This is a genomic window from Asticcacaulis sp., from assembly GCF_027484505.1.
In the GTDB taxonomy this organism is placed as follows: domain Bacteria; phylum Pseudomonadota; class Alphaproteobacteria; order Caulobacterales; family Caulobacteraceae; genus Asticcacaulis.
Map to the genome: position 1 here is coordinate 48,129 of NZ_JAIXSV010000132.1, position 8,883 is coordinate 57,011.

The following is an 8,883-nucleotide window of genomic DNA, read 5'->3' on the forward strand; positions in this document are numbered from 1 at the left end:
ATCATGACGTCACCCAAGACCCCGACTTCGTTTAAGGATCGCATCCGCAAATCAGTCGCGCTGATCGTGCTGCTGGTCGTGTCGGCTGTGCTGACCCTTATCGAGCTTGGCCATCCGCTGGAGCTGTTCCTACGCGCGGCTCGCAACTCCTTTCAGAAAATGCCGGTCAGCGGTGAAATGGTCGTCGTCGGTGTCGATGACGAAGCCTTGTCTTCGCTGGGCCCCTGGCCGTGGAAGCACGCCCACATGGCCGGCCTGACCGAGCGCCTGTTTGCCGATGGCGCCAATCGCGTCTTCTTTCTTACCCCTCTGACCGATCAGGGCGAAAGCCGCAACCGGCTGCTGGCCGATACCTTCGCGCGCCACCCCGGCCGTGTCTTCGTCAGTGCCAAGGCTGATTACCGTTCAGGGCCGAAGGAGATGACCTACATCCTCCCCCCTGACATCGTGCGCGATGAGGCACAGACCGTATCATTAGCGCGATACGTGGCCTTCTGGGGAGGGCTGTCCAAAGTCCCTTACAAGACCGAGATTAGCGGCCAGGCACTCGACTCGATCGAGTCTGTACTGTCAGGGGTTTACGGCAACACGCAGGAAAGCTTCTCCATAAATTATGCTTTCGACAGCAGCACCGTGCCGTATGCGAGCGCCGCTGACGTTCTGACTGGCAAAACAAAGACCAATGCCTTTCGGGGCAAGGACGTGCTCGTAGGCTTCAATGACCCCAGCCTTGGTGATCAACTGCGCGTTCTGGGTCAGGGCAACAAGTCTTCTACCTCAACCGTCGTCGTACTGGCGGCAGAGACGCTCAAGCGTGGCCGCCCATTGCAAATGGGCTGGTTACCGGGTTGGCTGTTTGCTGCGGGTATCGCCGCCTGCCTGCTCAGCCCGCGCATGAAACGTGGCAAGCGGCTTCTTATGCTGGGAGCCGTCGTTACGCTACTGGTCGTGCCGGGCGTTCTTGAGCGCTTCAATATCTTCATGGATATTATGGGTGGCATGACCCTGCTGTTCCTGACAGGCATCTGTGTCCTGTGGCGGCGCTTTGGCGCGCAGGAGAAGAAGGGAGGCACCATCAATCCCGTATCCGGCCTTTTCACACCCAATGCCATCCGTCACGAAGACCGCCTCGATGGCCGGCAACTGGTTGCCGCCCGTATCCGCCGTTACGCCGAAATGGTCAGCGCCCTGCCGCCGGAGGCTGAGCGCCTGCTGGTGAAGGAGATCGTGGCGCGCCTCGAACTGGGGGCCGGTGGGGCTCAGCTCTATCACGGCGACGACGGCAACTTCTTCTGGCTGTCCAACCTGTATGATCACGACCTGCTGATCGAACAGTTCACCGCCCTGCACGTTATCTTCCGCAGCCCCATTCGCTTTGCGCGCAATTCCTTCGACGTCGATATCTCCTTCGGCGTGGATCGTGAATTCGACCTACCCGTCTCGCACCGTCTGACCAGCGCTCTGGCCGCCGCCCACTCGGCGGAACAGGATGGCACGCGCTGGCGTCTGCATGATCCGTCGCAGATCAGCGAAAAGGAATGGAACCTGTCGCTGCTGGGCGAACTGGACGACGCGCTGGACGCCGGCAAGATCTGGGTGGCCTATCAGCCGAAGATGGACCTTTACAGCAAGGAATTGCTGGGCGCCGAAGCGCTGGTGCGCTGGACGCATGAAACGCGCGGCCCGGTCAGTCCGCTGGAATTTGTCGAAATGGCCGAACGCCACGGCCGTATCGACCGCCTGACAGATTTTGTGCTTAACGACGCGCTGAAAGTCGCCAAGACGGTCCTGCTGACCAAGCCGGAGTTCCGCATCTCGGTCAATATTTCGCCCAGTCTTCTGACGTCGCGCGACATCATGGACATGGTAAAGGCTGCGCTTGACCGGCATCAGGTGCCGCCGTCGTGCCTGATCCTCGAAGTGACCGAGACGCACGCCATTGCGCAGAACGAGACCCCCAGCCTGCTGATGGCCGAATTCCGCGACATGGGGATCGGTCTGTCGATCGACGACTATGGCACGGGCCTGTCTACCCTGGAATATCTGCGCAAGATTCCCGCGACCGAACTGAAGATCGACCGCCGCTTTACGCAGGACATTTGCGAGAATAAAGCCGATCGCGCCGTGATGAAGTCCACTATCCAGCTGGCGCACGCGCTCGGCATGAAGGCCGTCGCCGAAGGCATCGAAACGCTGGAAGTCCTGTCGCTGCTGGCCCGCATGGGCTGTGATACGGGCCAGGGCTACTATATTGCCCGCCCAATGGACGCCAAGGCGTTTCTGGCGCGCATGGCGGCCGAGGCTGAACAACTGCGCCACGGCTAAAACACATCTTCAGCAAAACGTTAAGACCCGCTGTCTTCTGACAGCGGGTCTTTTTTACTTACGCTAAGCCGCTTTGGCATAGCTTTTGCAGTGAAACATCGCCTGTTAACCTTGTTGCGCAGGTATCGCGGCGAAACGTCACGCGTTCGACTCTTCCCTTATCTTGATTTCCTTGCACAATTCGTCCGTTGCGAGAAAAAACGGGTTAATATGGCGTAAAAATTCTTGGTTAATGCTTGTCAAAGCGTTTAGAAAGTGTTAACCATGCACGCACAGCGATAGGGCTGTTTAGCGTGATCAAGTGAGGCATATCATGTGGGATTGGCTGTTCGGATACTGGCTCTAATACCAGTCTAAATACTTTCGGAAGGCCCCCTTTGTGGGGCCTTTCTTGACTCTGTGCGCCGGATCTCACGTTGAATTCCGTATTTACGAGGGCACAGAACCTGTTAAAAACAGACAGACCAACCCCTCAACAGGATTGCCATGACCCGTATTTTGAAGCGCCTGACGCCACTGACTGGCGCTTTGCTGTTGATCGTGTCCATCACCCCGGCGCAGGCGCAGGACGCCGCTGCCGGTAAAAAGGCTTTCGGGGCCTGCATGTCCTGCCATTCGGTGAAGCCGGGGGCGACGGGCATCGGTCCGTCACTGGCCGGTATTGTCGGCAAGAAGGCCGGGACCAACGATCCGAAGTTCAGCTACTCAGCGGCGATGAAGAAAGCGCCGGTGTGGACCGAGGCGCAACTGGACCGCTTTCTGGCTGACCCCAGCGGCACCATCCCCGGCAATACCATGGCCATGGCCCCGACAAAGGACGCCAAAAAACGCGCCGATATTATCGCCTACCTGAAGGCGAACTGAGCCCCAAACCCGGAGCCCTCTGTCTGGGCCAGGATATTCAACTTTTCTCAAACTCGTAATTTCTTTCGTAGCGTCATCCGGCTATAGGGGGCGCGTCATGTTGAAGCTCCCCCCCAAGGACATCCCGCCGTTCCCCGAATTTGTCGCCATTATCGCCGCCTGTATGGCCGCGACGGCGCTGAGCGTGGACACCATGCTGCCCGCCCTGCCGCACATGGCAGCGGATTTTGGCATCGGTAACGCCAACCGCATGCAACTGATCATCTCGGTCTTCTTTATGGGCATGGGCATAGGTCAGTTTCTGTGTGGCACGCTATCAGACTGGCTGGGACGACGCCGCGTGCTGCTGGGCGGGCTGATCGTCTATGTTCTGCTGTCGCTGACCGTGTCGCTGGTCACCGATATTGAGCACATGATCCTGCTGCGCTTTTTTCAGGGCGTAGCGGCGGCTTCGGCCAATGTCATCCCGCGCTCAGCCATCCGCGACCTCTACTCCGGTGCGCGCATGGCAAAAGTGCTTTCGACCTCGCACGTCATCTTCATGGCTGTACCGATCATGGCCCCCAGCCTGGGTCAACTGATCATGCTTGCGTTCCCATGGCGCGGGATATTCCTAGCGCTAACGATCGCCGGATTACTGGTTTTTATCTGGGTGTGGTTGCGTCTGCCGGAAACCCTGCCGGTCGAACAGCGCTTTGCCCCGTCTCCGGGCAAGTTCCTGCGGGTGGCTGGTTATATCGCCTCTGAGCCGACGTCTCTGGGTTATGGGCTGGCGGTGATGGTGATGACAGCCATGATCCTCTGCTATCTGTCGATGATGCCGCAGATTTTCGAGGAGGTGTTTCACCAGCCGGGCTATCTGGGGCTGGTCTTCGCCCTGTGCGCCGGCGCCATGGCGATCGGGGCCTTTACCAATATCCGACTGGTCGAGCGATTGGGAACGCGCGTCATGTCACACCGCTCGCTGACCGCGCTGATTGCCCTGTCCGCTGTCCATATTGTCTGGGCGCTTCTGGGCTATGAAACCTTGATCAGCTTTACCATTTTGCAAGGCCTGACCATGATGTGCATGGCCATGTGTACGTCCAACTTCACAGCCATTGCCATGGAAAAGGTCGGTCACGTCGCTGGCACAGCCGCCTCGCTTCAGGGGATTTTGCAAATGGTCGGCGGCGGCCTGATCGGGGCGTGGATCGGGCAGTTCTGGACCGGCAAGGTATGGTTACTGCCACTGGCGGCCATGGGTCTGGGCCTGACGGCCATCGCTATCATTCTGGTGGTCGAAAAGGGCCGCCTGTACCGCAACCCGGTCTGATTATTCGGCATCCGGCTGCACGTCTGGCCGCGTGGCCTCAAAGGCCGGATGGCTCAGACAGGCAGCTTCGGCATCCTTCAGACGCGGCCAACGCAGTTCGACTCCAAAGCGGCGGGCATTGGCCATCTGCGGCACCAGAAAAATGTCGGCCAGCGTCACCTGCGCGCCGAAACAATAGGGGCCAACCTGCCCTTCCAGCAGGGCCTCACAGGCGTCAAAGCCGGTGGCAATCGTCTCCTGTGCCCACGTCCTGACGCCGGCCTCGTCCTGCCCCAGCGCCTTTATGCGGTTGAGGACGCGCAGGTTCTGCACCGGGTGGATTTCGCAGGCGATGGCGTAGGCAAAGGCCCGAACCCGTGCCCGCTCCAGAGCCGTACCGGGCAGAAGCGGCGCCTGCGGATAGACCTCCTCAAGATATTCGCAGATGGCCAGAGACTGAGTCAGTACCTCCCCCTCTTCGACCTCCAAGGCCGGGACCAGCCCCTGCGGATTGACCTTCAGATAGGCGGGCGCGCGCTGATCGCCGTGGCGCAGGTGCACAAAGACCTGATCATAGTCGAGGCCTTTCAGCGCCAGCGCGATCCGCACGCGCCAAGCGGCCGAGGAGCGGAAATAGCCGTGCAGTTTCATTTCGCCGTCATCTCATCCTCTTCCGGCGCGGGATAGACCCCGGCCAGCACTTCATCAAAATGGGCGCGCACCTGACTGGCACAGCCGCAGGCGCGCTGCCTGAGACCGGCCGGATCGCGGATTTCGACCCGCCCGCGCACGGTGGCCAGCAGGCCGTCCCGCTGCAACACGCCCATGACACGACTGACATAGGCCCGCCCAACGCCCAGCATAGACGACAACTGATCCTGCGTCAGCGGGATTGTCGCCGTCTCCGTGCGATCCAGCGCCAGGGTCAGCCAGCGCGCCGCGCGCTGTTCGATGGTGTGGGTGGCGTTACAGGCCACCGACTGAAACACCTGCGCCAGCAGGCAATCCGAATAACGCGCAAAGAAGTAGCGCAGCGTCAGGGACTCGGCCTTCAACGCCTCCAGCGTCTTCAGATCAATGCGCAACAGCTTGCCCGGAAACTGCACCTCAGCGCAGGAGTAGGCGGGCAGACGGCCCTGACTGACGATACCGCCGACGGCGCCTTCGCGCCCGACCAGCGCGGTTTCGACCCCGCGCCCGTCATCCAGCAGCACACGGAAACCCACCAAGGTGGGTCCCAGCGGGAACCAGGCGTGGCGCACCACGTCCCCGGCATTGAACAGCACCATGCCGCGCGGGGCTTCGATCACCTCCATGCGCGCTTGCAGACGCATGCGGTCGGCGGGGCGCAGGGCCATCAGCAGATTGCTGCGCAACAGTTCGGGGTGGAGTGTGTCCATCGGGGGCCTCATCACGTTTGCCCTCTATGTGTACGAGTGCACATACAATGCCGCCATGTCGGGTTAGGCACGCGGTCGCAAGGTTTCTATAAAGCCCGCTTCCTCGAAAGGTCCGCACATTCATGGCGTCTGACGCCCCCCTTATCCTGCTGGCCGAGCCCCACCCCCTAAGCGCCGATCTTATCGTCACCTTGCTGGAGGATCTGGGGCTGAAGGCCGTGGTTGTTACCCGCGGTGACGCCCTGCTGGAGGCTCTGTTGTCGCGTGAGGGCCACGTCGTTCTGCTCAGCAGCGACCTGCCGGACATGGACGGGTTTCGCGCGACACGCCAAATCCGCGATCTGGAACGCCGCCGGCTGATCCCGCCGGTCGTTGTCATCGGCCTAACGCCACAGGGCCTGCTCGATGAGCGCCAGCTGTGCCTCGATGCCGGCATGGACGGCCAGGTGTCGAAACCCGTGACGCTGGGTCGCCTCAGCGCCGCCCTGTCGCCCTACCCGTTGCCGAATTAATCCCGTCGCGTCTGCGCCTGAAAACCTGTCCCGAAAAATTTGTAGCGATACGCTGGAAACCGGTGTCATTACCGTATAAGGTAGCGTCAACCATAAGAACAAACGCTCAGTTTCGGGAAAGACGCCTTATCCATGCGCCCCTTTGTAAAATCGATTGCAGGCCTGACGGCGGGCCTGTGTCTGGCTCTGTGCAGCCCGCTCGCCGTCGCCGCCCCTCAGCCGTCGGACAGCGCGGTCAAAAAAACCATGCGCAAGGCCACGGAATTCATGGTCGAGACGGTTTCGACCAATGGCGGCTATGTGTGGTCCTATCTGCCGGACATGTCGCGCCGCTGGGGTGAGCTGGAAGCCAAACCCAGCATGATCTGGGTGCAGCCGCCGGGCACGGCGACCATGGGGCACCTGTTCCTCGACGCCTACCACGCCACGGGTGATGAGTATTACTACACCGCCGCCGAAAAAGCCGCCGCTGCCCTGATCTTCGGTCAGCAGGACAATGGCGGCTGGCACTATTTCATCGACTTCGGGGGCGAGGCCTCAACGAAGCAGTGGTACGACACCATCGGCAAGAACGCCTGGCGCATGGAAGAGTTCCAGCACTACTGGGGCAATGCCACCTATGACGATGACGGCACGGTGGAGGCGATGACCTTCATCCTGCGTCTCTATCTCGAAAAGCACGATCCGAAGTACAAACCCTCGCTCGACAAGGCGATCGACTTCGTTCTCAAGAGCCAGTACCCGAATGGCGGCTGGCCGCAGCGGTATCCGCTGAAGTACGAGTTTTCGCACCACGGTCAGCCGGACTACACCTCCTACATCACCTTCAATGACGATGTGGCCGCCGGCAATGTCCACTTCCTGATCCTCTGCTATCAGGCGCTGGGCGAAACGCGCGTTCTCGATGCCATAAACCGCGGCATGAACATCTATATTCTGGCGCAAAACGGCGCGCCGCAGGCCGGATGGGCCCTGCAATATACGCCCGATCTCAAGCCCGCCGGGGCCCGCACCTATGAGCCGAAATCCCTGTCGGCGCACACCACCGCCAGTGCCATCCGACAACTGATGGACTTCTATAAGCTCACCGGCGACAGCAAATATCTGGCGCCCATTCCGGCGGCGCTCGACTGGCTCGACTCGGTACGGTTGCCCGGCGAAAAGCCCCTCTATCCGTCGTTTGTCGAACTGGGCACCAACAAGGCGCTCTATACGCACCGCGAAGGCTCGAACGTCGTCAATGGCCACTACTATGCCGACTATAATCCGGAGCATACGCTGCGCCACTACAGCTCGACGCGGTCGATCAATGTCGCCAAGCTGCGTCAGGACTATGAAAAGCTGAAAGCCACCCCGCCGGAAGAGGCCTCTAAGGACTCACCGCTGAAATACGGCGTGGCCAAGCCGCTGCCGCGTTATTTCCTGATCGAGGAACATAGCGATTCCGACCTCAACCACAGCCGTGTCGCCGAAACCGCCGATCAACTGGTCAAGTCGCTGAACAAGGACGGCTGGTGGCCGACCGAGCTGAAATCGACCTCCAACCCCTACATCGGCGACGGTTCGCCGACGCCGGCCGAAGGAGATTACCGCTCAACCCACGTCGGCGACAAGACCGACACCTCGCCCTACCTCGCCGATAAACCCGTCATCGGCATTTCGACCAGCGCCTATATCGACAATATGAAGGCGCTGATCGGGGCACTGAACGCCAAAGACACTAACGAAAACAAAAAGAAATAAAGGAAACCGCCATGCAGGCACCTTCGGGCTCCAACGCCCCCGCTGGCGCGACGCGCTACCGCTGGCTGGTCGTGACATTGCTGTTCACGGCCATGGTCATCAACTATGTGGACCGTCAGACGGTCAGTCTGCTCAAGCCGACCCTGCAAGCGGAGTTTGGCTGGAGCGAGTTGGATTACGCCGATCTGGTCTTCTGGTTCCAGTTCGCCTACGCCCTCTCCTACCTCGCCTTTGGCAAGATCGTGGACCGCTTCGGGGCCCGCATCGGCTTTTCTCTGGCCTTTGTCATCTGGCAGGCGGCGCATATCGGCCACGCGGCCATGTCATCGCTGAAAGACGCCATCATCGCCCGCGTCTTTCTCGGCATCGGCGAAGGCGGGGCCTTTCCCGGCGGCGTCAAGGCGGTGTCGGAATGGTTCCCCAAGTCCGAACGCGCCTTTGCGGTCGGCCTGTTCAATGCCGGGACCAATATCGGTGCCATTGTCACGCCGCTGGTCATCCCGGCCATTACCCTGACCTTTGGCTGGCAGGCGGCCTTTATCTTTACGGGAGCTGTTGGTCTTCTGTGGCTGCCCGTCTGGTGGCTGGTCTATCGCCGCCCGCGCGAACATAAAAAGGTCAATGCGCTGGAGCTGAGCCATATCGAACAGGACCCGGTGGTCGTGGTCGAAAAGGTGTCTTGGCTCAAGGTCATCCGCGCCAGGGAAACCTGGGGCTATGCGCTGGGCAAGTTCCTGATCGACCC

General features: G+C 60.5%; 8 protein-coding genes. 6 read left to right on the plus strand and 2 right to left on the minus strand.

The annotated features are described in order from the left end of the window. Positions 1 to 3: 3 nt before the first annotated feature. The 3 genes from Q0072_RS08475 to Q0072_RS08485 all read left to right on the plus strand — a co-directional run bounded on the left by Q0072_RS08475 (position 4) and on the right by Q0072_RS08485 (position 4,504). Positions 4 to 2,325, plus strand: coding sequence for an EAL domain-containing protein (locus tag Q0072_RS08475; protein WP_298328457.1), 2,322 nt, complete (start codon positions 4 to 6; stop codon positions 2,323 to 2,325). 486 nt (positions 2,326 to 2,811) lie between these two features. After that, positions 2,812 to 3,189 carry a c-type cytochrome gene (locus tag Q0072_RS08480; protein ID WP_298328462.1) on the plus strand — a complete coding sequence of 126 codons (378 nt, stop codon included), beginning with the start codon at positions 2,812 to 2,814 and terminating at the stop codon, positions 3,187 to 3,189. 97 nt (positions 3,190 to 3,286) lie between these two features. Continuing rightward, entirely contained in the window at positions 3,287 to 4,504 is a 1,218-nt protein-coding gene (locus Q0072_RS08485) for a multidrug effflux MFS transporter (protein WP_298328464.1), read from the plus strand. On the opposite strand, the gene maiA is transcribed toward Q0072_RS08485, so the two are convergent. Next, positions 4,505 to 5,134, minus strand: coding sequence for a maleylacetoacetate isomerase (maiA, locus tag Q0072_RS08490; RefSeq protein ID WP_298328467.1), 630 nt, complete (start codon positions 5,132 to 5,134; stop codon positions 4,505 to 4,507). Further along, positions 5,131 to 5,883: a Crp/Fnr family transcriptional regulator gene (locus tag Q0072_RS08495; protein WP_298328470.1), complete on the minus strand. Its 753-nt coding sequence runs from the start codon at positions 5,881 to 5,883 to the stop codon at positions 5,131 to 5,133. Before Q0072_RS08495 ends, maiA begins: the two co-directional genes overlap by 4 nt. 122 nt (positions 5,884 to 6,005) lie before the next feature. Here Q0072_RS08495 and Q0072_RS08500 point away from each other — a divergent pair, with 122 nt between their 5' ends. The 3 genes from Q0072_RS08500 to Q0072_RS08510 all read left to right on the plus strand — a co-directional run. Then, positions 6,006 to 6,395, plus strand: a complete 390-nt coding sequence (locus tag Q0072_RS08500) for a response regulator (protein ID WP_298328474.1) — start codon at positions 6,006 to 6,008, stop codon at positions 6,393 to 6,395. Between the two features lie 132 nt (positions 6,396 to 6,527). Then, positions 6,528 to 8,138 (plus strand): pectate lyase, encoded by a 1,611-nt coding sequence (locus tag Q0072_RS08505; RefSeq protein ID WP_298328477.1) that lies wholly within the window; start codon positions 6,528 to 6,530, stop codon positions 8,136 to 8,138. A gap of 11 nt (positions 8,139 to 8,149) precedes the next feature. Continuing rightward, on the plus strand, positions 8,150 to 8,883 hold a 734-nt coding region (locus tag Q0072_RS08510), incomplete at its 3' end, for an MFS transporter (RefSeq protein WP_298328482.1).

What these genes read in the sequence shown, in the direction of transcription:
- Q0072_RS08475 (WP_298328457.1), top strand. Translation starts at nt 4, where the DNA reads ATGACGTCACCCAAGACCCCGACTTCGTTTAAGGATCGCATCCGCAAA.
- Q0072_RS08480 (WP_298328462.1), top strand. Translation starts at nt 2,812, where the DNA reads ATGACCCGTATTTTGAAGCGCCTGACGCCACTGACTGGCGCTTTGCTG.
- Q0072_RS08485 (WP_298328464.1), top strand. Translation starts at nt 3,287, where the DNA reads ATGTTGAAGCTCCCCCCCAAGGACATCCCGCCGTTCCCCGAATTTGTC.
- maiA (WP_298328467.1), bottom strand. Translation starts at nt 5,134, where the DNA reads ATGAAACTGCACGGCTATTTCCGCTCCTCGGCCGCTTGGCGCGTGCGG.
- Q0072_RS08495 (WP_298328470.1), bottom strand. Translation starts at nt 5,883, where the DNA reads ATGGACACACTCCACCCCGAACTGTTGCGCAGCAATCTGCTGATGGCC.
- Q0072_RS08500 (WP_298328474.1), top strand. Translation starts at nt 6,006, where the DNA reads ATGGCGTCTGACGCCCCCCTTATCCTGCTGGCCGAGCCCCACCCCCTA.
- Q0072_RS08505 (WP_298328477.1), top strand. Translation starts at nt 6,528, where the DNA reads ATGCGCCCCTTTGTAAAATCGATTGCAGGCCTGACGGCGGGCCTGTGT.